The organism is Sphingobacterium prati (assembly GCF_013167215.1).
In the GTDB taxonomy this organism is placed as follows: domain Bacteria; phylum Bacteroidota; class Bacteroidia; order Sphingobacteriales; family Sphingobacteriaceae; genus Sphingobacterium; species Sphingobacterium prati.
Genome location: NZ_JABJWY010000009.1, coordinates 194,996 through 220,462, shown reverse-complemented (window position 1 = coordinate 220,462; position 25,467 = coordinate 194,996). Strand labels below are relative to the sequence as shown.

Annotated in this window: 24 protein-coding genes; 12 read left to right on the top strand and 12 right to left on the bottom strand. The window is 40.3% G+C overall.

Annotation, left to right across the window (positions count from 1 at the left end):
* Window positions 1-121 precede the first annotated feature (121 nt).
* The 3 genes from HPC41_RS02345 (at window position 122) to HPC41_RS02335 (ending at window position 3,238) form a co-directional block, all read left to right on the top strand.
* Window positions 122-730 (top strand): 5-formyltetrahydrofolate cyclo-ligase, encoded by a 609-nt coding sequence (locus HPC41_RS02345; protein ID WP_172392377.1) that lies wholly within the window; start codon window positions 122-124, stop codon window positions 728-730.
* 86 nt (window positions 731-816) lie between these two features.
* Window positions 817-2,559: a hypothetical protein gene (locus tag HPC41_RS02340; RefSeq protein ID WP_172392376.1), complete on the top strand. Its 1,743-nt coding sequence runs from the start codon at window positions 817-819 to the stop codon at window positions 2,557-2,559.
* Between the two features lie 502 nt (window positions 2,560-3,061).
* Entirely contained in the window at window positions 3,062-3,238 is a 177-nt protein-coding gene (locus HPC41_RS02335) for a hypothetical protein (RefSeq protein ID WP_172392375.1), read from the top strand.
* Between the two features lie 40 nt (window positions 3,239-3,278).
* Here the strand turns inward: HPC41_RS02335 and galE are convergent, their stop codons facing one another.
* Window positions 3,279-4,310, bottom strand: a complete 1,032-nt coding sequence (gene galE / locus HPC41_RS02330; protein WP_172392374.1) for a UDP-glucose 4-epimerase GalE — start codon at window positions 4,308-4,310, stop codon at window positions 3,279-3,281.
* Window positions 4,310-5,302: a UDP-glucuronic acid decarboxylase family protein gene (locus HPC41_RS02325; RefSeq protein WP_172392373.1), complete on the bottom strand. Its 993-nt coding sequence runs from the start codon at window positions 5,300-5,302 to the stop codon at window positions 4,310-4,312. Before HPC41_RS02325 ends, galE begins: the two co-directional genes overlap by 1 nt.
* A gap of 66 nt (window positions 5,303-5,368) precedes the next feature.
* Here HPC41_RS02325 and HPC41_RS02320 point away from each other — a divergent pair, with 66 nt between their 5' ends.
* Window positions 5,369-6,607: a 3-deoxy-D-manno-octulosonic acid transferase gene (locus HPC41_RS02320; protein ID WP_172392372.1), complete on the top strand. Its 1,239-nt coding sequence runs from the start codon at window positions 5,369-5,371 to the stop codon at window positions 6,605-6,607.
* 151 nt (window positions 6,608-6,758) lie between these two features.
* Here the strand turns inward: HPC41_RS02320 and HPC41_RS25250 are convergent, their stop codons facing one another.
* From HPC41_RS25250 to hemW, 3 genes are all read right to left on the bottom strand, one after another.
* Window positions 6,759-7,307 (bottom strand): hypothetical protein, encoded by a 549-nt coding sequence (locus HPC41_RS25250; protein ID WP_246250291.1) that lies wholly within the window; start codon window positions 7,305-7,307, stop codon window positions 6,759-6,761.
* A complete protein-coding gene (locus tag HPC41_RS25245) occupies window positions 7,283-8,206 on the bottom strand; it encodes a glyceraldehyde 3-phosphate dehydrogenase NAD-binding domain-containing protein (protein WP_246250288.1) in 924 nt (307 codons plus the stop codon). Before HPC41_RS25245 ends, HPC41_RS25250 begins: the two co-directional genes overlap by 25 nt.
* 134 nt (window positions 8,207-8,340) lie before the next feature.
* On the bottom strand, window positions 8,341-9,576 hold the full coding sequence (gene hemW / locus HPC41_RS02310) for a radical SAM family heme chaperone HemW (protein ID WP_246250284.1): 1,236 nt from the start codon (window positions 9,574-9,576) through the stop codon (window positions 8,341-8,343).
* A gap of 146 nt (window positions 9,577-9,722) precedes the next feature.
* Here hemW and HPC41_RS02305 point away from each other — a divergent pair, with 146 nt between their 5' ends.
* Window positions 9,723-10,847 (top strand): glycoside hydrolase family protein, encoded by a 1,125-nt coding sequence (locus HPC41_RS02305; protein WP_216660630.1) that lies wholly within the window; start codon window positions 9,723-9,725, stop codon window positions 10,845-10,847.
* 140 nt (window positions 10,848-10,987) lie between these two features.
* On the opposite strand, the gene HPC41_RS02300 is transcribed toward HPC41_RS02305, so the two are convergent.
* Window positions 10,988-12,865, bottom strand: a complete 1,878-nt coding sequence (locus tag HPC41_RS02300) for a M1 family metallopeptidase (RefSeq protein ID WP_172392371.1) — start codon at window positions 12,863-12,865, stop codon at window positions 10,988-10,990.
* 162 nt (window positions 12,866-13,027) lie between these two features.
* On the opposite strand from HPC41_RS02300, the gene HPC41_RS02295 reads away from it, so the two are divergent.
* Window positions 13,028-13,885 carry a hypothetical protein gene (locus tag HPC41_RS02295; protein ID WP_172392370.1) on the top strand — a complete coding sequence of 286 codons (858 nt, stop codon included), beginning with the start codon at window positions 13,028-13,030 and terminating at the stop codon, window positions 13,883-13,885.
* Between the two features lie 76 nt (window positions 13,886-13,961).
* Here HPC41_RS02295 and HPC41_RS02290 read toward each other — a convergent pair whose 3' ends face one another.
* The 6 genes from HPC41_RS02290 to HPC41_RS02265 form a co-directional block, all read right to left on the bottom strand.
* Window positions 13,962-15,359, bottom strand: a complete 1,398-nt coding sequence (locus HPC41_RS02290; RefSeq protein WP_172392369.1) for an MBL fold metallo-hydrolase — start codon at window positions 15,357-15,359, stop codon at window positions 13,962-13,964.
* Between the two features lie 13 nt (window positions 15,360-15,372).
* A complete protein-coding gene (locus HPC41_RS02285) occupies window positions 15,373-16,188 on the bottom strand; it encodes a sulfite exporter TauE/SafE family protein (protein WP_172392368.1) in 816 nt (271 codons plus the stop codon).
* A gap of 97 nt (window positions 16,189-16,285) precedes the next feature.
* Window positions 16,286-16,699 carry a DUF6691 family protein gene (locus HPC41_RS02280; protein WP_172392367.1) on the bottom strand — a complete coding sequence of 138 codons (414 nt, stop codon included), beginning with the start codon at window positions 16,697-16,699 and terminating at the stop codon, window positions 16,286-16,288.
* On the bottom strand, window positions 16,700-17,260 hold the full coding sequence (locus HPC41_RS02275) for a YeeE/YedE family protein (protein ID WP_216660629.1): 561 nt from the start codon (window positions 17,258-17,260) through the stop codon (window positions 16,700-16,702). It lies immediately after the preceding gene.
* Window positions 17,261-17,345: 85 nt separating this feature from the next.
* Complete coding sequence (locus HPC41_RS02270; RefSeq protein WP_172392366.1) at window positions 17,346-17,786, bottom strand: hypothetical protein; 441 nt, start codon at window positions 17,784-17,786, stop codon at window positions 17,346-17,348.
* Complete coding sequence (locus HPC41_RS02265) at window positions 17,776-19,173, bottom strand: WG repeat-containing protein (protein ID WP_172392365.1); 1,398 nt, start codon at window positions 19,171-19,173, stop codon at window positions 17,776-17,778. The genes HPC41_RS02270 and HPC41_RS02265 overlap by 11 nt, the downstream gene beginning before the upstream one ends.
* A 295-nt stretch (window positions 19,174-19,468) precedes the next feature.
* Here HPC41_RS02265 and HPC41_RS02260 point away from each other — a divergent pair, with 295 nt between their 5' ends.
* From HPC41_RS02260 to ureC, 6 genes are all read left to right on the top strand, one after another.
* Entirely contained in the window at window positions 19,469-20,149 is a 681-nt protein-coding gene (locus HPC41_RS02260) for a response regulator transcription factor (protein ID WP_172392364.1), read from the top strand.
* On the top strand, window positions 20,139-21,521 hold the full coding sequence (locus tag HPC41_RS02255) for a sensor histidine kinase (protein ID WP_172392363.1): 1,383 nt from the start codon (window positions 20,139-20,141) through the stop codon (window positions 21,519-21,521). The genes HPC41_RS02260 and HPC41_RS02255 overlap by 11 nt, the downstream gene beginning before the upstream one ends.
* A 152-nt stretch (window positions 21,522-21,673) precedes the next feature.
* The gene (locus tag HPC41_RS02250) at window positions 21,674-22,882 is read left to right on the top strand and encodes a porin (RefSeq protein WP_172392362.1); all 1,209 of its coding nucleotides are present in this window, start codon (window positions 21,674-21,676) and stop codon (window positions 22,880-22,882) included.
* A 36-nt stretch (window positions 22,883-22,918) separates the two neighbouring features.
* Complete coding sequence (gene ureA / locus HPC41_RS02245; RefSeq protein ID WP_046674789.1) at window positions 22,919-23,221, top strand: urease subunit gamma; 303 nt, start codon at window positions 22,919-22,921, stop codon at window positions 23,219-23,221.
* A 14-nt stretch (window positions 23,222-23,235) separates the two neighbouring features.
* Window positions 23,236-23,607, top strand: a complete 372-nt coding sequence (gene ureB, locus HPC41_RS02240) for an urease subunit beta (RefSeq protein WP_172392361.1) — start codon at window positions 23,236-23,238, stop codon at window positions 23,605-23,607.
* Between the two features lie 6 nt (window positions 23,608-23,613).
* Complete coding sequence (gene ureC / locus HPC41_RS02235) at window positions 23,614-25,464, top strand: urease subunit alpha (RefSeq protein ID WP_172392360.1); 1,851 nt, start codon at window positions 23,614-23,616, stop codon at window positions 25,462-25,464.
* Window positions 25,465-25,467 lie beyond the last annotated feature (3 nt).

Below are 25,467 nucleotides of genomic sequence, written 5' to 3'. Positions count from 1 at the left end.
GCTCGCTACAAGGCCGTTTTTTTTGCTAGTTTCAATTATCTACATTATTATAAACGATAAGGAAAAAGTTAATTCATTTGCTGCTCGCTTTATTGATGAAATAAAAGATATATATTTAGGCATGAAATCTAAAAAGGAATTAAGACAGGAATTTAAAGTGAAAAGATGCCAGCTTTCCAAGGCAGAGGAGGAAAGTCTTAATCGTAAATTACTGTCGCAATTTCAGAAAATTGAACTAGCGAGCGTCAAATATATGCATGTTTTTCTACCTATTGAAAAATATCATGAGCCAGACACCTATTCCATCATAAATTATGTGAAGGAATTTTTTCCGAAAATCACCTTAGTTGTTTCCCGTTCAAACTTTGTGGACTATTCCATGCAGCATTATATTCTTAATCATCAAACGGTATTTGAGAAGAATGAATGGGGAATTCCGGAGCCTGTTTCGGGAACTGCAGTATTGCCATCGCTTATTGATTTTATTGTGGTCCCTTTGCTTGTATTTGATACCGATGGTTATAGAGTTGGTTATGGGAAAGGATTTTATGATCGTTTTTTTGCACAATGTGCTACTAAAGTACAACGTGTAGGACTATCTTTTTTTGACCCGATTGAAAAAATATCTGATAGGAATGAATACGACGTAATACTGACTAAAGCAATTACTCCATCTCATATTTATTGTTTTGATTCCGATGAAAGCAATAGCTCACATGGTGTTTGGTGAAATCAGCACAATGTTTATTTTGTAGATTCAAGGTGTATTTAAAATTATTTTTTATTTTTAGGCTAAAATTCGACTTCCATGCCATTATGCTGAGACTATTTTTTATACTTTTTTTTGCAATTATAATATCCGGTCGTGCTGCTTTTGGGATGGATCTGATGGATTCGAATTCCTCTGAAGAAGAAAAGAATTTTTACGAGACACTTATCCGGGAGTCGCATAAATATCAGACATCAAGTTCAGCGCTGAGCAGATACCTAACACCATATTTCAATCAGGCAATCCGAAAAAACGACAATGCACTGCTTGCAATTTATTATTGCCTGCTAGCGGATCAATCTTTTGATACCGAAGGTGGAAGAAATAGCTTTAGTGACAAATATTATTTAAAGGCGCTCGATCTTGAAAAAGAATATAATTACCAAAATGTCAAATCTTGGGTAAAAGTGATGTACGGGTTTTATCTGTATAGATGTTTAAAGGCATCGGAGGCACTTCCTTTACTATTGGAGGGGGAAAAAGGCTTAGAAGATATACCAAAGGAACTCGTTTTGGAGCTGACGCAGACGTACAAAAAGCTAGGCTATTTCTTTGGATCTTTAGGGGATTATCGGTCGGGAATCAAGTATTTAGAACTCGGCAAGCAGCAGCAGGGGATTTCTCCAAAATTGAAAGCAGAGATCTTAGATAATTTGGGCTTATTAACTTTAAAAAGTGGTGGGGATACTGCGCAGGCAATGCAAAGTTTTGAACTTGCCCAGAAATTGGCACTTTCTGAAAAAGATTCCCTCCGCTACGCGAAGACGTTGGGCAATCAAGCGCTGATTCACGAAGGAAAGAAAGATTATCAAAAGGCACTGTCGCTTTTAGATAAAGATCTAGAAATTTCAAAATCGCTTGGGAATAATAAAAATACCATTTTTGCTTTAATGCTGCGGATTCGCTTAAGTATTAACATGGGATCAAATCGAGCGGTACATCAAATGATCCGGGAAACCGAACGCTTATTGGAAGGTGCCGACGATAAGAAAACTATACTTGAGTTAGAGGGGCATAAGTTGAATCTTGCCATTCAAAATCATGATTTAAAGCAAGAGCTAAATGCACGGCGGCGAATTGAGCAGCTCCAAGATTCATTACGATTCTTAGATGGGGATCCTGTTTTGTCGCAATTAAAATTTATGGCTGACAAGCAAAAATATGTAGATAAGCTCTCATTGGCGCAAGCATTAATTAAGAAGAAACAGGCAGAGACCAGATTGTGGGTGACACTAAGTGTATTTGTATTGATATTATCTTTTTTTATTTATAATACTTTTCGATACCGTGCGAAGAAACGTATACGGGAGTACGAATACCAGTTGTTGAATCTCAAGTATACAAAAGCTGAATTGGATAAGGAATTAACGAGCTCTAAAAGCCAGATAGAAGAGTATATGGTATATCTGAAGCGTAATAATGAACAAATTAATCTTCTTTCTTCTATGCTCGACGAAATGGGTGAGACAAGCGCGAAAGACAGAGATGAACTTAAAACACTTTTGCATTCCCATCTTATAACGGACGAGAAATGGCAGGAATTCAAATTTTTGCTAGCAAAGGAATTTCCAAACGTGCTGCAACATATTCAGACTAAGTTTCCTGATATTACCGAATCTAATCTGCGGGTGATTGTGCTTATGAAGATGGGGCTAAATAATAGGGAAGTCGCTAATGTTTTGGGTGTTACTCCTGATGCTATCAAAAAATCAATGCAACGCTTGAAAAAGAAATTGGGTGGGCAGGCCGAAATGTTGATGGACTATATTTCTGATAAAGAGCTTGTCTAAAGGGTAATTTCTTACTTATCTGGACGCTAAGAATGCTTTGCAGAAAGATCGCGATGCTTGTTTTCGTTTTTTATTACGCAATGACCCTACCAAAGGCACTCGAATCAAACTGGCGCTGATTTTCCCAAAAAATTAATCCATCGATATCAAGCACATATTTTGTCAAGTCGCTTCTTGGGGATGTCTACTGTCGCCCTTCGGCTGTCAAAGGGATCCCATGGGGACCAAGTTAAGACCAGGTTATTACCGAGTTCGCCCTGTAGGCAGGTTCAGTGCACAGTGCGTGCTCGTTGAGTCCACCTTTTAAGGTGCTTTCACTGTGCGTGCACGTTTTTTACAAGTGGGGGGCAGGGCGAGCGTGGGACGAACTTGCCCATAAGCTGTTTACAACAAAGTCCCTTGAAAATTGCAAGATTTACAATTGTCATTTTACCCGAATTTGGACATCCTTAAAAATCAATAAGATGCTTGATAACAGGTCTTTACTGTGGTGTCTTTAGGTATGGGAATAAATGATAATGGATTTATCAGGGGCCTAATCGGTCCGCTGGTAAATAGAAAAGTTGGCAATAAAAACTACCTGCAAAGCAGGCCGTATCGTGTTAAACAGACAGATGATACCAAAAGAGCAGGTAAAGATTATGACCGTTTCAGTTACGAAGACGGTCATATCATATAAAGTATTTAAAATGCTTTTTTGGCACTCAACGAGCTCCTATTTAATCCAAAGGATTTTCTTTCAGATTTTTTTCCCATGCCCAAGCCGAGGCCATCATTTCATCGATGCCCAGTGCGGCTTTCCAATCCAATTGTTCAGCGGATTTGGTCACATCACCGTAAACCTTGATGATATCACCATCCCGACGTGGGCCTATTTCATAATTCAATTTTTGGCCGGAAGCTTTTTCAAAAGCTTTGATGGCTTCAAGTACGGAGTAGCCATTGCCGGTACCCACATTGAATACATCATATTTACCGTTAGGGTTACCTTTTTCCAATAATTTGATTGCAGCGACGTGTGCTTTTGCTAAATCAACCACATGGATATAGTCACGGACACAAGAACCATCAGGCGTATCATAATCGTCTCCAAACACTGTTAGTTTCTCTCTTTTCCCGATAGCGGTCTGCGTAATGAATGGCAGCAGGTTTTGTGGTACACCATTTGGCAACTCGCCTATTAGTGCAGATTCATGTGCACCCACAGGATTGAAGTAGCGTAATGCGATAATGTTATAGTTATCGTATGCAATAGCTGTTTCTTCCAAAATCTCTTCGGCGATCTGTTTTGTATTACCATAAGGTGAAGCCGCTTTTTTAACCGGAGCACTTTCATTAACAGGAAGTGAGTCTGGCTCGCCGTAAACTGTACAGCTTGAAGAGAATACAAAATTAATCGGTTTATTCCGATAAGATTCCAAGATGTTGATCAAGGAGAAAAAATTATTGTGATAGTATTTTAAAGGGTTTTGAACGGATTCACCTACAGCTTTGGATGCCGCAAAATGAATAATCCCTGAAATATCACTATTATTTTTCACGAATTCATTTACTTTATCCGTGTTACAAAGATCGAATTGGTGAAATTCAGGTTTAATCCCGATGATCTTTTCGATTTGATCCAAAATCTTAATATTCGAATTGGAAAGATCATCAATGATTACGGGAATATATCCTGCCTGATGTAGTTCGACAACTGTGTGAGAACCAATATAGCCTGTTCCGCCTGTGACTAATATTTTTTTGTTCATTATTTTTTATTATAGTATGTAAAGTCTTTATGTGATAGGGTTTCCAATGGAACCTCCCTGTAAAAATCTATGGTTTTTTCTAAACCGAGTTTCCGGTCTATTTGAGGCTGCCAATTTAACTTTGCCTTTGCCATACCAATATCTGGTTTACGTTGTTTCGGGTCGTCTATAGGTAATGGTCGGTGGCTGATCTTGCTTGAGCTGCCTGTTAGATGTACGATCTCCTGAGCAAGCTGTAATAACGATATTTCGTCGGGGTTGCCTATGTTTATCGGTTGTATACAATTGGAATGCAACAACCGATAAATGCCCTCGATTTGATCATCGATATAACAGAATGATCGTGTCTGAGTGCCATCGCCAAAAATGGTAATGTCTTCACCACGAATAGCCTGGGCTATAAAAGTGGGAATAGCACGTCCGTCATTGAGGCGCATTCTTGAACCAAAGGTGTTAAATATCCTTACAATGCGTGTATCAAGCCCATGCGCATTGTGATAGGCCATGGTAATCGCTTCCTGAAATCGTTTGGCTTCATCATAAACCCCTCTTGGACCGACAGGATTGACATTGCCCCAATAGTCTTCAGACTGTGGCGAAATCAAGGGGTCACCATACACTTCTGAGGTCGATGCTACTAATATGCGGGCTTGCTTTGCCCTTGCCAGGCCTAGGAGATTATGGGTGCCTAACGAACCAACTTTGAGTGTTTGGATCGGGATTTTGAGATAGTCAACGGGACTGGCCGGAGAGGCAAAATGTAAAATGTAATCCAGGTGTCCCGGCACATATACGAATTTTGAAACATCGTGATGGTAAAAGTCAAAATTTTCGAGTTTGAACAAATGTGCGATATTCTTTAAGTCTCCGGTGATCAGATTATCCATCCCGATAACAGCGTAATCTTCGGCAATAAACCGATCGCAAAGATGGGAACCAAGGAAGCCGGCTGCTCCTGTGATCAAAATCCGTTTGCGATGCTTATTTTCCACTCAATGGTTCCTTATTAATGAAATGGGTTTGATATCTTTGACTAAGATAAACATTATTTTAACAACATGCGTTTGCTTTATTCAATTGGAATCTTTCTTTATGGACTCTTATTGCGTATTTTGGCCCCTTTTCACGCCAAAGCACGCCTCATGGTAACTGGACGAAAAGATTGGTATTTACGGATGAAACAATCGGTTGACTCTAGCCAAAAACATATCTGGTTTCACTTCGCTTCATTGGGCGAATTTGAGCAGGGTAGACCTGTTTTGGAGGCCGTAAAAAATAATTATTTAGATCACAAAATAATTGTAACATTTTATTCTCCTTCGGGCTATGAGATCAGAAAGAATACCAATCTGGCAGATCATGTTTTCTATTTACCTTATGACACGGCTCAGAATGCACGACTGTTTTTAGACCTGATCAATCCCTCATTTACAGTCTTTACAAAATATGAATATTGGTATTATTATTTTGAAGGCTTACACAGCAGGTCTATTCCATTATTTCTTGTTTCGGCAATTTTTAGACCGGAACAGATTTTCTTTCAGGCTTATGGTACTTTTTTTCTGAAAATTCTGGGCTTTGTGACTTATTTCTTTGTTCAGAATGAGGAAAGTGTGCGTCTATTGAAGGAATATGGAATTCGAAATGCGGGATTAGCAGGTGATACACGTTTTGATCGTGTGATTGACCTGCCTAAGGTTCGAAAAGAAATACCGTTGATAGCGGCTTTTGTGGAAACAGCTCCTGTTTTGGTGGCTGGAAGTACGTGGCCTGAGGATGAGAAATTATTGAAAGATCTGCTCCAACGGTTTCAAGAATATAAGCTGATCTTAGCGCCACACGAGATTAATGAGGGCCATATTGTCAGCATATTAAATTTGTGGCCTGCAGCGCTTCGTTTTTCAAAAATGTCGGAATATGACAGGGCGACTTTAACGGAAGCAAAGGTATTGATCATAGACAATATTGGACTTTTGTCTTCTTTGTACGGTTATGGTCAGCTCGCCTATATCGGCGGCGGATTTGGTGTAGGTATACATAATACACTGGAAGCGGCAACCTATGGAATGCCTGTGCTGTTTGGTCCCAATTTTAAGAAATTTCAGGAAGCGAAAGATCTGATAGAACAGGGAGGAGGCTTTTCATTTGCTGATAGTAAGGGACTTATGGATGTCTTTGAACGATTGCAGGATCAATCAAAACGTATAGAGGCCGCGAAATCCGCCCGCCAATATGTACAGCAAAAAGCGGGAGCAACACCTATTATCATGAAATATTTGAAGAATGCCAATTTATAAAAATATAAAGAAAGCTGCTTCAAAAGTAAAAGCAAACTATCCGGGAATTGAATAGCTGAAAAGGAGACGCTAAGAGTGGACGAACGAAAGTAAAGAAAAATAGGGTGTCCGATCCTTTTGGATACCCTATTTTAATAAAGAAAATGGGATTTTAATAGTACGTATATCTTCTTACACCTGCAATATGCCGCGATAAACGCATAACTTGATGGGAATAGCCATACTCATTATCATACCATACATAGAGTACAATATTTTTACCATCAGCTGAAACAATAGTGGCTGGTCCATCAATGACAGCGGCTGCTGTTGTACCTATAATATCTGTAGAGACAAGCTCATCATTACTTGAGAATTTAATCTGTTCTACGAGATTGCCTTCCAATGCACTCGTTTTTAAGAGTGTGTTTATTTGTTCCAAAGATATGGCTGATGTCAACTCTAAATTCAATATGGCCAGTGATCCATTAGGTACCGGAACCCGGATAGCGTTGGACGTCAATTTATCGGTTAATGTTGGAAGGACTTTTGAAACAGCACTTCCTGCACCGGTCTCAGTAATGACCATATTCAGCGCCGCAGCACGGCCTCTTCTGGATTTTTTGTGCATATTATCAACCAGATTTTGATCGTTCGTATAGGAGTGTATGGTTTCTATATGACCTTTGATGACGCCTATTTTTTCTTCGATAACAGACAAAACCGGGGCAATTGCATTCGTCGTACAGGAGGCTGCTGAAAAATAGCATGTTTTTCCAGATCTATCGTGCTTTCGTTTACGCCGTAAACAATGTTGGGTACCCCTTTGCCAGGTGCCGTCAACAATACTTGAGAAGCGCCTTTAGAGGCTAAATGGCGTGCAAGTTCGTTTTCATCACGAAAGGCACCTGTATTATCGATAACCAATGCATTATTGATGCCGTATGCTGTATAATCAATATCTTCAGGTTGCTTAGCAGAGATGACGTTGACCGTGATACCATTAATAAGTAGCGCATTTTTTTCAGGGTCTGTATAAACTTCACCCTCAAATTCGCCGTGTATAGAATCGCTTTTTAGGAGAGCAGCCCTTTTTAACAATGATTTGACATCGTTGGGATCCCTAGTGACTATTGCACGTAGACGAAGTTGCTTGCCAGAACCCGATTTACTAATAAGTTCGCGTGCCAGCAGACGGCCGATCCGACCGAAGCCATAAAGCACAACATCCCGGGGCTTTAGTTCCTGATAATCATGAATTCCTTTTAATTCATTAAAAATAAAGGCAGATAATTCCCGTCCATTGACACCCTGTTTGATGCTTTCTGCAGTAAGTTTGCCAATATCAATTCGAGCGGGAGGGAGGTTTGAATTTGCTAATACCCGGGCAGTGTTTAAAACGTCAGATATGCTCAGTGTATGGCTGGTAAGGATCCTAGTTTCCCGAATGTGGTTGAGAATCACACTGATCTTTTCATCAACGAGCTGCTCTCTAAATAAAACGAGTTCAACAGCTTGATTATACCAAAGGCTACTAACAATTTGAACGAGTTCTACGGCAGCATTCTGCTGTTCTTTGTACCTTTTGATTTCTACATCAAAAGAAGGACTATGTAACATAATATTTTATAATAGATTATGGTACAAACATAGTATAAACGGAACTATAAAAACGATTTGATTTTCATTTTGGTAATTATTTAAATAATTATAGGCTAAGTTTTGTTATTTTTATAATTTTTAACGCATTTTTTCTAATTATTTTCAATTATAAATAATTCGGACATAATATGATCCGCCATCAATTTTCCCGTATCAGTCAATTTTAATTTATTGTTGTCTAAACTTACTTGCTGCTTCTCGACAAATACGGCGGCATCCTCCACAATTTTATTTTTGACAGAATAGCCAAAACTCTTTTCTAGAAGATCAAGATCAAGCCCCCACATGGTGCGCAGTGAGGTCATAATACACTCGTTAATCTGATCGCGGACGGATAGATGCTCAATTTCCAAGGGAAGCTGGTTGGTCTGTATGGAGCCGATATACTTGGCGTTATTGGCGATATTCCAAGATCTGGAATGACCATCGAATGAATGGGCCGAAGGGCCGATACCTAGGTAATGTTTGCCTTTCCAATAGTTTGTATTGTGACGTGCATATAAACCCTTTTTAGCAAAATTGGAAATTTCATATTGTTCATAGCCCGCACCTTTCAATGTTTCGATCAGCATATTCATCTGATCGGCCGCCTGATCTGAATCAATGGCCGGACTCATGCCCTTCTTAATGAAATGATCTAGTGCTGTTTTGGCTTCCACAGTCATTGAGTAAGAAGAAATATGGGGGATTGCAAAATCGATCAGTTGTTGCATATTGTAACGCCATTTTTCATCCGTCAACAAGGGGTAGCCATAAATAAGATCACAGGTGATATTCTCAAATCCTGCATCCTGTACACGCATGATTGCTGCGGATGCTTCCTGTCTGGTATGCGCCCGATTCATCCATTTCAGATCTTCCTCAAAAAAAGACTGTACCCCTATACTGAACCTATTCACGGGAGTTGATCTTAATGCATTCACTTTTTCGGCATTAAGATCATCTGGATTAGCTTCCAGCGTAATTTCAGCGTGATCACTTATATCAAATTGTTTGGCAACAGCATCAATGATCTTTGAGATTTCGTCCGCCTCCAACAGCGAGGGAGTCCCACCACCAAAATAAATGGATTCAACTTTTTTGTCTTCCAAATACGGAGACCTAAGTTCGATTTCTCGCAAAAGGGCATTTACCATTTCAGCCTTATATTGCAGTGAAGTACTAAAATGGAAATCACAATAATGGCAAGCCTGTTTGCAGAATGGGATATGGATGTAAATCATGGGCACAAATATACCAAGACTGGTCCAACTTCGGCGTTTATTCACATTTTTTCTTCCATTTGAGGGTCGTTTCCCCCATCCTTGGATATTTTTATTGGCGGGCAAAACCCCGTGTTATGTCACGTCGATGTTGAATGGGGGTTATTTTTAGAATTGGTCTTTTAAAAATAGGAGATAAAGAGTTTGACAACAAAGGAGTTATTTTCTATCTTGATGGTCAGATTCATTTTACATAATCAAAAACCAATCTTATGAAAATATCTTCCCGTCGTGATTTTCTGAAAAATGTCATTGGCGCATCGAGTATGCTACTGCTTTCACAGCAAGGGTTTGCGGTGAATAATCGGTATGAAGAAGCATTTATCGATAAGTTGCTCCCAGCACCAAAGGGAGGCGGATTTGCGATGGCAGATTATTGGATATGGGATCCTTCAGTCATTAAGGGGGAAGATGGTAGATATCATATGTTTGCATCACGTTGGAGCAAAAAATATGGCTTTGGTAATTGGGTGACCAATTCCGAAGTCGTGCGAGCGATTGCTGATACACCGGAGGGACCCTATGAATTTGTCGAAGTGGTATTGCCTGCCCGTGGGAAAAAGTATTTTGATGGTTGTACAACCCACAATCCTCGGATTGTTAAAAATGGTGACTATTATGTGCTTTATTATTTTGGAAACAGTTATGAGGAGCCCAATCCTAGTTATTCTGAGAATGTTTGGGAATCGGGCTTGGGACAGAAGGCCTGGATGCATAAACGTATTGGAATGGCTTATTCAAAGTCGATATCAGGCCCTTGGAAGCGCGTCTATCAACCGATATTGAATCCGAGGCTCGGCGAATGGGATAATTCCATAACATCCAATCCTTCTCCGGTAGTTTTGCCCGATGGCAGCGTATATCTGATCTATAAATCATCACCTGTGAATTATAATCCCCCTTTGCTATTGGGGGCAGCGCAAGCAGATTCGTTCTTGGGACCATATCTTCGTTTGTCTGATAAACCTATTTTTTCTTTCCATAGCGATCAAAATCATGAAAATGATGTGGAAGATCCTTTCGTATGGCATAATGGTCAGCATTTTGAATTGATTATGAAAGACCGCTATGGCAAAATCTGTGGGGAAGAGGGTGGCGGCATCCATGCATATTCGAAAGATGGAATCGATTGGCATTTGTCAAAAGCCGTCAAAGCCTATTCCAAGACGATCCGTTGGAATGATGGTTCTATCAGCCATCAAGCTAATTTTGAACGGCCGTTTTTACTATTTGAAAATGGAAAACCGACACATCTTTTTGCGGCTACAGGAGATGGAACGGAGTCTTATCAGTTTGAACGGACCTGGAATATGGTCATTCCTTTGAAGGTATCTTAGCATGAGATCACAGAATATTCTTTAATCAATGGTAATGAACTAAAAAGCTTCAATAAATTGAAATTTATTGAAGCTTTTTAGTTCATTACAATATCATTCACAGCAATCTGCTTATAGATGCTTATTTTTTAGTGTTTAAATTAGTGTGTAAGGCTATTGTTCGTCGATTCCACATCCGCAAGCCGAAGCGATGGATCTATTGTGATTGTTTTTGGTGCCTTATTGACTGAAATTTTATATTCAGGGTTCGTCCAGAACCAATCCTTCAGTACTGTGCGTTTTATACCCTTGTAGATCTCAAAATTTTCCTCCGGTTTTTCACCTCGCATTTCACGTAAAGGTATGTAAAATAGCTCTTTACTTCCATCTTTATATTCAACAAGGATATCAAGTGGCATGGCAAAGTTTGATTTATTGAGCAGTTGTATTTCTGTATCAGTAACATTGCCAATCGCATAGTCAATTTGCCGTGTTGTATTGATAAATAAATTGAAATACCACTTCAGGTTTATTCCGGAGACATCTTCTGCAACACGTTTAAAATCATTTGGCGTCGGGTGTTTGAATTTCCAGATGTCATAGAATTTCAGAAAGGTTTTCTCCAGATTTTCCTGGCCGATAATGTAACCTAATTGTTCGGCCAGCACAGCGCCTTTGTTATAAGCTTCATTACTATACCCATAGTTCGTATTGTAATAGTCGGCAAGTAGGCTCATCGGTTCTTCTTTACCCGAAAGTGCGAGTTTATAATAAGCCCTATAAGCATCTATCAGTGGGTTTGATGCAATGGCTCCCCTTTTTTCGAAGAGATGCTGCATGGCTAGTTCTTCCACATAGGACGTAAATCCTTCATCAAACCATTCGTCTACGGTTTCATTGATTCCGAACAAATGCTGATACCAAGAGTGGGCAGATTCGTGGAAGATGACACCAACAAGGCTTTTGAGATTACGGCCTCCAGTAATCAGGGTTGCAGTTCCATATTCCATACCACCGTCACCGCCTTGGATAATGGTATACGTAGGCCAAGGATAGGTACCGAACTTAGTGCTGCAGAAATCGAAGAATTCGGTTGATAAGCCCAGAGCTGTCTTCCAATTTGAAATGACCTCTTTGTCAGTAGGAAGGTAAACTGTATAAACTTTGATTCCATTTTTGCTAGCAGCCGAGTCTACAACAAATTTCGGGTCAGCTGCCCATACAAAATCATGGATATTTTGGGCCTTGTAATGCCAGGTTGCTTTGTCCTTATTGGTTTTTATTTTGGCTTTTGCTTGATATCCTTTTACTTCTTTCGGATTTTGAAGAACACCCGAAGCACCCACCACATAGTTTTTGTTAAGGTGTATGGTAACGTCAAAGTTGCCGAAAGGAGCGATAAACTCGCGGCCGATATATTCATCGAGATGCCAGCCGAATTCATCGAACTGTGCCATCTTCGGATACCATTGAGCCATGGAAAGGGCTACACCTTCTGCCGAATTGCGGCCTGATCTCCGGATCTGTTCGGGCACCTGCGCCGTCCATTCCATATTAAAATTTGCTGTTTCGCCATCTGCAATCGCGGTGGGTAGGGTGACTTCTAAGATCGTACCATCAATCTTATAGCTTGTATTGACCCCATTCATGCTGAGACTTTTGATTTTTTGGTAACCGATTTGATTGGGTCGCAGGGTTTCGATACGGCTCTGCAATATTGGTTTTTCTTTGGTGCCAATGTTTGACACCATTCGTTTATCCGGGTCACTGATATTTTTCAACCTGTAATCCATCATTGATCCTGGCTGAAATGCATTAAAATACAAATGAAAATAAACTTTTTTTAAGGATTGGCCTGAATTGTTGCTATACTTCAAGGTCATTTTCCCATCATATTGATAAGCCTTTTCATCCACGTTGACGTCCATTGTATAGTCAACTTTCTGCTTCCAGAATCCTTTTCTCTGGGCCTTTAGCTCTTGTCCCCAAATATTTATTACACATAAAAGTGCAAAAAAGGATAATATTTTGATTTTCATGTTCCAAACTTACAAAATTGTCCCAAGAAATGGCGATTAATCGCTCCAATCGAACTAATTGTCATCAAATCTTGACGAAATGTGATTTGGCAGGTGATAATTGGCGTGGTTTTGGCTAAGAAAATTTATCTGTTAAGTTAACAAATATTTACACATAAATTTATGGAAAATCTGTATTATAAGCCTTCGGGGAAGGTGCCTGCTTTAGCATTAATCGGTTCACTTGTATTAGGTATTGTCGGGGCAGTTGTCCTGGCCATTCTCTACATCGCCTTACAATGGTTTATTCCAATCGTCTATTTCAATGTATTTATTACGCTAGGCTTTGGAGCGGGACTGTTTTATCTGCTTAATTTTTGTTTTAAACAATGGAAATTGAGAAATAAAGGCGTTGCTATTATTATTACGCTGATCGTTGCCATCGTTGGTTTTTATGCACAATGGGCGCTGTTCGTTTCACTGATGTATAATGCTGAGGGTACCATGGGCGGTGATACCTGGGTCAAATCTTCTTTTAGCCTCGAAGGTTTTAAAGCATTTTTTCTGCACCCATCTTTTATCTGGGAGGCGCTGCAGGGCTTAAATGAGGTCGGTACGTTCACATTGAAGAAATCGCCTGTTTCCGGAGCAATGCTCTGGGCCGTATGGGCTATTGAAATGGCAATCATACTTATTACACCCATCATCATGGCTTTTCGCGGTATTACCATTTATCCTTTTTCTGAGAAAGACGAAGTTTGGATGAATAAGCGAATTTTGCCTGGAAGATTAAAATTTATTGAGGACAAAGATACCATGGCGAATACACTGGCAAATCATGATTTTGCGTACGTTTATGATCACCTCTCCGATGAGGAGGAACATTTCTCGTTTGCGACTGCGGAAGTGTACGAGTCGGATACCGATGACCATCAATATCTGACCATCTATAATCATCAATTTATCGAGAAGAAAGGGAAAATGGAGGAGAAAAAGGATGAGGTTATTGAATTCCTGCGAATTAACAGAAACAGCCTATAAAAGCTCCTTATGACGACGATAATATAAAGACAAAATAGCTCCAGCGATAAATTCTGGAGCTATTTTGTTCAGCAGTCTATTTAACCAATATGCCACCTCTTGCTTTCCAGTCATTGACCGATGCGCTGTATATTTTAACGTCTTTAATTCCATGTTTAGCTAAGATCGAAGCTGCAATTGTCGCCCGGTCCCCAGATTGGCAATGCAGGTATAATTCTTTGTTTTGATCAATCTTGTCCAAATTGTTTTCAATTGTTCCTACGAAGAGATGTGTGGCATTGGGCAAGTGTCCTTCGGAGAATTCTGTAGCGTTCCTTACATCTAGGATTTGAACGTCGGGATTTTTAAGTTCCTTATTCATTTCCTGGAATCCAATGAGCTGCTGTTGTTCCAGAGGAATTCTGAGTTGAGGAATGGTTTCCACCGAAATATAACCCACAACATGATCAAGACCAATGCGCATTAACTTACGCGCAATTTCATCCTTATCCTTTTCATCTATGATAAGGACAAAAGGCTGCTTGTAATCCAATATCCAGCCAGCCCAGGTATTGAATGTTCGGTTATGCTGAATGTTGATGCTGCCCGGGAGAAAACCTTTTGCAAAATCAAATTTATGTCGTGTATCGATGACGGTGGTCCCTGACTGATACAGTCTGGTAAACTCTTCCATCGAAAGCTTGGGATACTGAGGTACGCTTGTCTGTAGCGGACGCATGATTTTGTTGAGTTTCTTCATCATGGCAAAATAGCGCGGCGGCTCAGGCTGTCCTTCTAAAAGTTCCGCAACAAAATCACTTTCATTATTTTGATATTGAAACGCCCAGTTGCGTATCCGTTCATAACCAACGGTTGAGCTAGGTACAGCACCCAATGCTTTACCACATGCTGATCCAGCGCCATGGGCAGGCCACACCTGGATATAATCTGGTAAAGTCAAAAAATGCTGTAAAGACTTAAACATCTGCTGTGCACCAACTTCCTTGGTACCAATGAGGCCAGCGGCATTCTCCAAAAGATCTGGACGGCCAATATCTCCAACAAATACAAAATCACCTGTAAATATCATCACCGGATCCATTGTTGCTGGCGTATCAATTAAAACAAAACTAAGACTCTCAGGAGTATGTCCAGGGGTATGGAGCACCTTAAAAATTAGATTTCCAAGATGAATCTGATCACCGTCTTTTAATCCGATATGGGGAAATTCATATTGCCAATCCTCGCCTCCTTCGTCGGAAAGGTAACATTGGGCGCCTGTTAGTTCGGCTAATTCCAATGTCCCGGAAAGATAATCAGCATGGATATGTGTTTCGGCAATATGTGTAATTTTTAAATTGTTTTTTGCTGCAATCTCTAAGTACGTGTCGACATCTCTTTTGGGGTCAATTACCATGGCAACACCCTTGGCCTGACAGCCAATTAAATAACTTGAATGTGCTAAAGATGACTCAAAAATGTGTTGAAAAAACATAATATATGATTTTTTAGTGATTTACAAATTGAATGATTTCGAAAGTAAAAATTAGGATACCGATACTGATCAGGAAATAACCAAAGATCCCCTGTAGTCGTACCACCTCCAATCTATCTTTCCATTTTGAACCGATCTGGAGACCTATTAACGTGATTAACGTAAAGATAAGCAATATAGGCCAATTCATGTGGTTCAAGAGTTGGTAGTTTGCAACCAGACCAAAGGAGGCGTTTAACCCAATGATGAATAGCGATGTTGCGATAGCCTGTTTTAATGGAATTCCCAAAAGGAGCACCAACGACGGTACAATAATAAAGCCGCCGCCGGCACCGACAAGTCCTGTCATGACACCCACCAGCAGACCCGCGATAATTATTTTGAGGACTTGACCAATATGCAGCGTGACAGCTGGTATTTCGACCTGTTTCCTTCTGCGGATCATTGCCAGTGCGGAAACGAGGATAACAAACGAAAACAACAACATAATGACGTGGTTCCTTGAAATCGATAGCTCCGCAATATGGAATTGAGCTGGTATGGCGGTCAAAAGGTGGCGCTTGGTCAGGTAGACTGACACTAAGGAAGGGATCAGGAAGATTGCTGTGGTTTTTAGATCTACCTTACCTTTGGTCACTGGCTCGACCGAACCTATCAGGGCCAGTACGCCAATGGAGAACAGGGAATAGTCAAGCGCATATTGTGGTTCAATATGAAATAGATACACGAAGATCGGTAGTGTTAAAATACTGCCGCCACTGCCCATCAAACCCATGGATAGCCCGACCAAAATGGCCAACAGAAAGCCTGTTATAAATAGTAATTCCATTCGCTCTAAATCAAATGCTTTCTTTAAAATGGACCTTTGAAGGGGATTATCAGCTTTTCCCGATTCAAGTACAGCGCTGTTAGGAGTAAATCAAAACTCAATGGGGTAATTTGTTTCTCAGCAGACCATAGATCCATGTTCCCAAGATGGCAAAGAGCAATACAATCCCCAATGTCCAATAGCCAGAACCGATCAACGCAAACATAGGGCCCGGGCAGGCTCCAGTCAATGCCCAGCCCAGTCCGAAGATGGTCCCCCCCGCCAAATAGCGTGTGATACTTTTGTCCTTGTCCAGAAAGGTAATCAGCATGCCATTGCTGTCTGTGACCTGTTTGCGCTTTATAATTTGTACAAGGATAATCGCTGTTGCAAGTGCAGTGCCGATCATACCATACATATGAAAGGAGCGGAACTGAAACATTTCATAAATCCGATACCAGGAGGCCGCCTCTGATTTGTATAAAATAATCCCAAATAAGATGCCGATCAATATAAATTTTATTGCTTTCATTTATGCGAAGATTAAAGGAAATAAGAAATGAACCATGATGATACCTCCGAGGAAAAAGCCAATGACAGCAATTAAAGAGGGGAGCTGGAAATTACTGAGCCCTGAGATAGCATGTCCGGAGGAGCAGCCTCCGGCATATCTTGTCCCAAAACCTATCAATAATCCACCAATGCTCAGTATTAAAAGCTGAAACCAGGATCCATTAAAAATGAAAATAGATTCGGGAAGGTAGCCCTGTAGCTGATCAAGTATCCCAAGTTGCTTTAGATCGGCAATACTCTCCGCATTGATCTGCGCAGCAGAGCCGTCACTTAAAAAATTATGAGCAATAAATCCTCCGATGGCCGTTCCAAGTACGACAAGGAGATTCCAGGATTGTGTCTTCCAGTCGAAGCGGAAAAAAGAGGATGACTTGCCCGCTCCTAATATCGTGCACATCGTCCGCAGATTGTTGGACATGCCAAAATCTTTTCCCTGTTTTAGCAATAGGTACATGACTAGCGCAATTAAAGGCCCTGAAACATACCAAGGCCAGGGTTGTTTGATGTATTCCAATATCATAGCTTATTATCCTTAAGTTATAAAACAAAGGTACGTACTGTTCTTGCAAAAGCCTGTAACAAATGTTACCGTAGGATGTAAGCCATTACATATCGTAATACTCAATGTTGGCGTCCTTGAGAGCCTCGACTAATAATGGTAGGTCATCTTCTTTTTGGAATAATTTATTGCGCCAGGTGCGAAAAGCGGAACCTTTATTTTGGTTTATAATAATCAGATTCCCGCCAGAGCGTCTGAGATTTCGGATATGTGAAATGTTGCTCAGGGGGAATTCAATAGTTTTCTTTGAATTGCTGATGTGGAGTGCATCCGCCTCTAATCGCCATGTTGATTCGAGCGTGGAACACTTGATCGCCAAATAAAGCGCCAAGGGAACCATCAGAAGAGCTATAATGATTTTATATATTTCCTGAATCGGGACTTTAGACATTCCTATCCCTATCAGTAAGATCGAGGTTAATAGAATAAACATGTATTTCCCGCGGTGCAATGTTGAAAGATAGAATGTTTGTGGATTACTCTGCATACTTTTTTATAAACTTTCCTTTTGCATTAATATAATAAAAATTCTCAAGGTCTTCGCTGACCAGCGCTAAACCATTTTCAAAGGCCTGTGCATTCTGGAATTTAAATGGAATGACGACTTTTCCATTGTAGTCGATATACCCATATACGTTGTCTTTAAAAGACAATAGTAATTTTTCACCAGCAAATGATAAGAACTCCTGATCTCCAGGAAGTAGCTTTTTGCCCGATTTGTCAATAAGCTGATAGGCTTGGTCTTCAATAATCAGTGCCAGGTTGTCACTGTATTCAGCTATTGTTTCATATTTTGCGGGGATCAATATATTGCCTTTCAGATCGAGCACGCCGGTATAATCCCCTTCGGTGTACAGCGCGTGGCTTAAGCTGGGAATGGTGATAAAATCATATTTTGCAGCGAGCAGTAGTTTTCCTGTATTGTGCAATAGGCCATACTTCTGGTCTTTCATAAAGACTAACGGTGCGCCTTCAGTATCTAAACTTAACGATTCATATTGACATGGGATAACTTCTTTACCTTGCAGGTCGATCAGGCCAAACATCTGGGCCGCATCGGTGACGATTGCGTAATCACCCACATAGGCGTAGATGGATCCATATTTTGCAGGAGTGAGTTTATTGCCTAAGCTATCCTGTACGCCAAAATATTCAGTAGTGGGGTCCTGATACCAAGATAAATGGTCATTTAATGCAGAGTCAGCTGCGGCTTCTTCGGATTCCCCTTCTTCATAACCTTCTGGAATTTCGAATAATGCCGTATCGTAAGGGACTTCTTCAACTATGGTCGCCTGAATGCCTAAACCTTCTGCGCCAATATAAAGAGCTGCTCCGGGCACCTTTTCGAGATAGTCATAAGTCCCCCAGTATAATTTGGGCAATTGTTCTGCATACCAGACCGTGATTTCAGTTGTTTTATCTTTACTGCCAGCCAGGTTGAATATCGCCTTTTTGCAGGGCAAGCCTGCGATAATTTTCTTTTCATTCGGGACTAGACTGATTTCAAAATCACTTGAGTAAGCGTAATCTCCACCCGCTGATGTTTCAATAAGCTTACCGGAAGCAAGATCCGTTGAAGTATATGTTTTGCTATTTTCGTCGATCAGATAGGAAGTCTCTTCTTTTATATTACTAATCTGTACTGATTTTCCAAAAAGTAGCGTTTCTACGCGCATCTGATCGTTGCAGATATAGGCATGCATCAATGCCTCACTGTTGCTAGTCAATATTTTGATAAATTCAGAACTTGATGTGTCTGTACCTGTTTCGGGATCTGCAAACTGATAGGTTATTTTGAATAGTTTTTGTTGCGCCGAACCGGTTTTAACAAAAATTAATGTGAAAAACGCTATGCAAAGGAAAAAATGTTTCATTAGGAATATAAATTAAAATACGAATGTATTGAAATTTGACTGGTTTGTGAAATAATCTTTTGTCATTTGAGAAAAATCATGCAAAAATTTTGATATTATTGTACGCAAATGCCATTTTGTAAAATAGGTAATTAAAAATGACATCAGAGGTAACTCTGCTGCTTATATCATCATAAAAAATATCATATAAAAGTCAAGAAAAAGCGAATTTCATGATAGACAGCCGTTTATCTAAGACCTATGCTGATATTTTTGTATTTTACAAACCTTAAATTTACTTTTTAAAACAATATCTGTGGAACTATTGCTTATAGAAGACGAACCGTCGGTCATATCATTAATAGAAAGAGGGCTAAAGGAAGAAGGCTATAACATTAGCATTGCAATGGATGGCTATACTGGGTTGAAAATGGCCGGATTAAATCATTATGATCTCATTTTGCTCGATGTAATGCTGCCTGGGATGAATGGTCTTGATGTTTGCAAAAACATCCGTATGTCCAATAATGAAATTCCGATAATTATTCTAACGGCATTAAACCAAACAGAAGATATTGTTGCTGCTTTTGAACGTGATGCTGACGATTATCTCACCAAGCCGTTTCGTCTGGAAGAACTAAGGGCTAGGATCAATCGCTACAGCCGTAAGTCCAAAACCGTTAGTGAACAAAAGAATGTGCTGACGTTCGACGATCTGCAACTGGATCGGGACAGTAAATCGGTACAACGAGAAAATACGCCCATCATACTCACAGCTACAGAATTCCGTTTGTTGGAATTTTTGATGCTCAATCGCAATAAGGTATTGACACGGATAGATATTCTGGAGGAAGTATGGGGGATGGACGTCGATCTAAGTACGAATGTTGTGGATGTGTATGTCAATTATCTTCGGAAAAAAATTGACAAACAATTTGCACGTAAATTAATCCATACGGTTATCGGTATGGGCTACGTCATCCGTCATGAAAATTAGGACCAAGATTGTACTCTTATTTTCAATTATCAGCACGCTTTTGCTTGTTGTCTTTGCCTTCTATGTCTCTTATTTTACCTACGATAGTTTGCAGACTAAGTTTTTTCACCGACTAGAAGAAAATGCAGTTATCGTCGGCGATCATATTGTCCACCAAAAGGAAGAAAACAAAGAATTATATATTCAGGTAAAACGCAAATACCTCAAGCAGCTGTCCGAAGGGACGGACCATTTGCTACGGGTGGTGAAAGGCAGCGACAGTATTCGGTTTAAACCTAACTTGCCTATGCCCATGAGCTTCTATAAGGATGTCATTAAGAATGGCAAAGGTAGGTATATGGACAACGAAACTGCCTTTGTTGCGGTATTCTTTAACGACAATCTCCATCATGACAATCTCATCGTCGTATCCGAAGGCATAGATGAGTATGGGCATGACGAGCAGCGTCATTTAGATCGTACCCTGATTACAGGTGGGTTTTTAGCCATTTTACTGATTATCCTCATGTCATTTTATTTTGCGGACCGACTGCTCAAGCCAATAAAGGATATCAACCGTGATTTAGGGAAGGTGGATATTTCAAATCTGGACTACAGACTTTTCAGTAAATTCAGTAATGCCAAAGATGAACTGGGGATACTGATCGCGAACCTGAATTCTATGCTTAATCGCCTGGATATTTCCGTGCAGTCCCAACAGAGTTTTATCGGTAATGCGTCCCATTCGCTAAAAACCCCTTTGACAATCATTGGCGGTGAAGCAGAGCTGGCGCGGAATCTTATCCCTAGAGAACACGAAGCGTATTACTCGTTAGAGACAATTGCAAAATATGCCGATAAAATGGAACTTATTATTAATAATTTGCTCCAATTGTCCCGTATGGGCTTTAAAGGGGAAGTAGATAATAAAGTATTCATCCGTATTGATGAATTGCTCTATGAAATTTATAAAGCCGAACGAAGCATCTATAAGGATTTTCGGCTGTCTTTTGATCTTACCCAGATCCCCGAGGATAGTGATGAACTAACTGTCTTTGCTAATCCTGATTTATTTTATATTGCTTTTAGCAATATCATCTCCAATGCATATAAATATGGTAAAGGGGAGCAGATACAGATTGCCATCAGCTGTGATGACCAAAATATTACAGTTAAAATATTTGACAAAGGCATCGGAATTCCTCAGAAAGATCAACCCCATATTTTTACTTCTTTTTATCGTGCTTCCAATGTTGGGGATATCTATGGAAATGGCCTTGGACTTGTTTTAGCCAAAAATATCTTTGATCTACATGGTGCGGAGCTAATCCTAATCTCAGCCGAAGGACAAGGTACCCAAGTGCTTGTCAAGTTGCCAAAAATTGTGTTCTAATCTGATTTTAATCTCATCCTTATTCCATTTTTAAGTTGCTGTGATATACTTGTACACGAATTAGGTATATCATATGAACCATCATGATTTATTCAAACATATAAACGAATAAATCTGATCGCTTCATCACGAATAAAAAGCGATTTAAACGGATGAAAAAAACACTTTCACTTATTACAACCTTTGGTTTGGGCGTTGTGACATTAAATGCACAAACTCAGGCCCCAGTGGATTCTATTCCCGCAGAAAGAAATAGCTTATTATCCAGAAGTAGTTTATTGTCAAAAGAACCTGTTAGGGCAAAATCATTCCAATTGGATGTTATGTTGCGCGCTGGTCTGCAATCTGATAATGGGGATGGCTCCGGCCAGGCAAAGGCAAATTTGGATGATGCCCGTATTTTGATGAGCGGTGACTACAACGAGCAGCTTTCCTATAAAGTACGCTTTCGGTTGAATAGATCATTTGCACCGACCAGTCAGGACAATGGTTCAAGGGCATTGGATATGGCCTACATCAAATATAGGTTCGGTAAAGATCTCAGATGGTCGGTCACAGCAGGTAAACAGAGTGCTATTGTAGGGAGCTACGAGTTTGAAAACAATCCAATTTACGAGTATAAATTCACGGATTATGTCGATCGCATCCTGAATTTATTTGTAGTCGGTGGAACATTGTCCTACGAAGTTAATCCCAATCATTCCTTACATGCGCAAGTATATAATACCACAAACGACAGCTTTATGGATGTGCACAGCAAAAATGGTTTTGCAATAGGTGATCTGGAGCGTTCTGACGTACCAATGGGGGCTTATTTTACTTGGATAGGTGCCTTTATGGATAAAAAAATAAACACAAAATGGTCCTATAACATCTCTCAGTTTGCAAAAGGACATACCAATCATTCCGTTTCCTTGGCAAACAAGCTTAAAACTCCGAAACAGATGCTCTATTTAGACTTGCAGTACTCCTATCTGGGTGTTGACCATGCGTTGATCGCATCATCCGCCATCAATGACTTTTACGGACGTACGGGTACGGGACGCGTTTTGGCAAAGGATGTCAGCTATACCTCCGCAATCCTGCGGTATGATCAATTTTTGAGTAAAAAATGGGAGGTAGCGCTGAAAGGTGGTTATGAGACAGCGGGAGCAAAAGATGATGATGAAGTTGGCAAAAATTTCCGCCAGAACTGGACCTACTTTGCAGCCCTGCAACATAAGCCTTTTCATAATCAGGATCTGCGATTTTACCTTGGTTACGTAGTTAATACAGTGGACTACAAAGGATACATGAAAATCGACAAGAGCCAATATAACCGTGTTGCTTTTGGAGCATATTTTACGATCCCAGTTTTGTAATAATCCTTTAACAAAAATAACAAACAAATATTTTTTATGCGTTTAACACCGAGAGAAACCGAAAAGCTGCTATTGCATTTAGCAGGAGAATTGGCTGCAAAGCGACTAAAGCGTGGGGTAAAATTGAATTACCCCGAATGTATTGCCTATATCAGTGCGCAGATTATGGAGGAAGCAAGAGATGGAAGATCCGTTGCGGACTTAATGTCTTACGGTACGACCTTATTGAAAAGAAGCCAGGTGATGGAAGGTGTCCCTGAGATGATCCATGATGTGCAGATTGAGGTTACTTTTCCGGATGGTACCAAGTTGGTCACTGTTCATGATCCTATTCGTTAATAAATCTTAATCATATGATTCCAGGAGAATACATTTTAAAAAAAGAAGAAATCAAAGCTAACGTGGGACGTAGAACCACTAGCGTTGTTGTAAAAAATGAAGGCGATAGACCGATTCAGGTGGGTTCGCACTACCATTTTTTTGAAGCGAACAAATTGCTTTCGTTTGACCGCGAAAAAGCATTTGGTATGCGCTTGAATATTCCTGCAAGTACGGCGGTACGGTTTGAACCGGGTGAACAGAAGTCTGTTGTACTGGTTGAATTTGGAGGAAGCAAAGAAATTCACGGTTTCAATGGATTGACAAATGGTAAGTATACTGATCAAAATGTCAAATCGAAAGCCGTTGAGAAAATGAAAAAATTAAAATTCAGACAATCTAAATAATATAGAATGGGAGGATGGAATAGACGCGAATGGATTAAGGTTGTAGGACTCACGACATTGGGATCTACCGTTGGTCTACATGCGCTTGGTTTAGATAAACTAGGTTTAGACAAATCATCTGTTAAATATATTGATGGGGAGCTTTACATCCCTAGAGAAAAATATGCTGCTCTTTTTGGCCCGACAACGGGTGACAAGGTGCGTTTAGCTGATACGGAACTGTTTATAGAAATTGAAAAAGATTTCAATGTATATGGCGAAGAAAATAAATTTGGTGGCGGTAAGACGATCCGTGATGGCATGGGGCAATCTGCCCGTGCCCTGCGTGATGAAGGCGTTTTAGACTTCTGTATTACCAATGTGATCATTATCGACCACTGGGGTATTGTGAAAGCTGATGTTGGTATTAAGGATGGTAAAATTGTTGGTATCGGAAAAGCGGGTAACCCTGACGTGCAGGATGGTGTAACCGAAGGCATGATTATCGGAGCTTCTACGGAAGTACACGGTGGTGCAGGTTATATCCTTACTGCTGGCGGTATCGATACACACATTCACTTTATCTCTCCACAGCAGATCGAGACCGCATTGTACTCAGGTGTTACTACATTTATTGGCGGTGGTGCCGGTCCAGCAGATGGTACACTTGCGACAACTGTTACATCGGGTAAATGGTATATCGAGCGTATGTTTGAAGCGTTTGAAAATCTACCGATCAACGTTGGTTTCTTCGGTAAAGGTAACGTTTCGACAACCAAGCCGATTGAAGAGCAAATTGAAGCTGGTGCATTAGGGGTGAAAATCCATGAGGACTGGGGTGCTACACCTGCGACGATCGATGCAGCATTAAAAGTTGCTGATAAATATGATGTACAGGTGGCTATACACACAGATACGTTGAATGAAGCTGGTTTCTTGGAAGATACAGTTGCTGCCATCGATGGTCGTGTTATTCACACCTTCCATACCGAAGGAGCTGGTGGTGGACACGCACCTGATATCATTAAAATCGCTATGTATCCAAACATTCTCCCTGCGTCGACAAATCCAACGAAACCGTTTACGGTGAATACTGCAGAAGAGCATCTTGATATGTTGATGGTCTGCCATCACTTGGATAGAAATGTAAAAGAAGACGTAGCCTTTGCAGATTCCCGTATCCGTCCGCAGACAATTGCCGCTGAAGATATCCTTCAGGACATGGGTGTATTCTCCATTATGAGTTCGGATAGTCAGGCCATGGGTCGTGTGGGAGAGGTGATCTCGCGTACGTTCCAGACCGCACATAAAATGAAAATACAGCGTGGACCGTTGGCTGAGGATAAGGGTAAAGATAATGACAACTTCCGCGTAAAACGTTATGTGTCTAAATTTACAATCAACCCTGCAAAAGCGCATGGTGTTGATAAATATATCGGATCTATTGAGACAGGTAAATATGCCGATCTGATCTTGTGGAAACCAGAGCTGTTCGGGGTGAAGCCAGAGTTGATTATCAAAGGCGGTATGATTTTAGGTGCTAAAATGGGGGATGCAAATGCTTCTATTCCTACACCACAACCGATCATTTACAGACCGATGTTTGGAAACTACGGTAAAGCGGTATCAAAATTGTGTTTCAACTTCGTTTCCAAAATATCCATAGAGAATGGAAATATCCAGAAATTGAATTTATCACGTAAATGTTTGCCGGTAGAAGGTTGTCGTACAGTGATGAAAAAGGATATGGTACATAATCATGCCACACCAAATATCGTGGTCAATCCAGAAACGTATGAAGTAACAGTGGATGGTGTTTTAGCTACTTGTGAGCCATTAAAAGAGCTTCCAATGGCACAACGTTACTTCCTGTTCTGATTC